Here is a 916-nt window from a genome sequence, read left to right as displayed (position 1 = left end):
TGGAACCGCTCGGCTATATCCCACCCGCTGAAGCTGAGGCAAACTATTACCGGCAACTCAGCAACGGAGTTGCGATGCCGGCATCAACTTAAACCAACCAGCCTCCACGATTCCCGGGGCGATTCAAGAGAGCACGCTACCCATGTGCTTATCGGCATCGTCGGCAATCCTTTGATGCACGTTAGACAAGTCGAGCATGATCGCCTTAACGGCTGCGGCCTCGTTGCCCTGCTTGACGAAGTTATCTATCTCTTCGACCTGCGCCGCCGTAAATGCGTGGTGCGCCGTCTGATACTTCGTCACCCATTCAAGTACGTTCTCTTGTATGCGTGCGAGCGACTCCGCCGCCTTATCGGTACCGATGCCAATGTCCGACGACATGGCGAGCGCGGCACGCGTCGCAAGCTGTAACTCGTCGGCAGTGAATGCACCCGTCGCTGCGACCTGGGCCATAGCTTCCCGTACATCGCTAAGATGCGCGGTGCTCGATTGCAACCCATTGGACATTTCCGCCATCTGCCCAGCGGAGAGACCGATATAACCGTTAGTGCTGCTAAGGGCGTGATTGAACGCCTCTACTTGCTCGTAACCCTTAACGATTTGAGTCACGAAGAACGCAGCCGCAGCAGCCGCAGCACCAAACCCCAGACCTACCGGACTGAGTACCATACTGAGCGCGTCAGTACGTTCCGCCAACACGCCCATAGAGCCCGCGAAGCGCGTCCAATTACCTTGGGATGCCTCGTGAGCGAGCACGAGCAGTTCTCTCCGTGCGCCCGAGCTATTCAAGGTAAGCACCCGGCGAAGACACCCCCAGGTCCAAATCGCCGTCAATCAAGCTGCGGCAGGCGCCCAGCGATGCGGTAGAAGCGCGACGATGTCGTCGGCTCGATGGGTAGGCAAGCGATTGAGGACG

1 protein-coding gene is annotated in these 916 nt (G+C 58.3%); it reads right to left on the bottom strand.

Going from position 1 to position 916, the window contains the following annotated elements; translation table 11 throughout:
* Window positions 1–123 precede the first annotated feature (123 nt).
* Window positions 124–756 carry a phage tail length tape measure family protein gene (locus GWC77_RS28025; RefSeq protein ID WP_367949132.1) on the bottom strand — a complete coding sequence of 211 codons (633 nt, stop codon included), beginning with the start codon at window positions 754–756 and terminating at the stop codon, window positions 124–126.
* Window positions 757–916: the final 160 nt, after the last annotated feature.

The organism is Paraburkholderia sp. NMBU_R16 (assembly GCF_013282575.1).
In the GTDB taxonomy this organism is placed as follows: Bacteria; Pseudomonadota; Gammaproteobacteria; order Burkholderiales; family Burkholderiaceae; genus Trinickia.
This window is presented reverse-complemented; position numbering and strand designations above follow the sequence as displayed.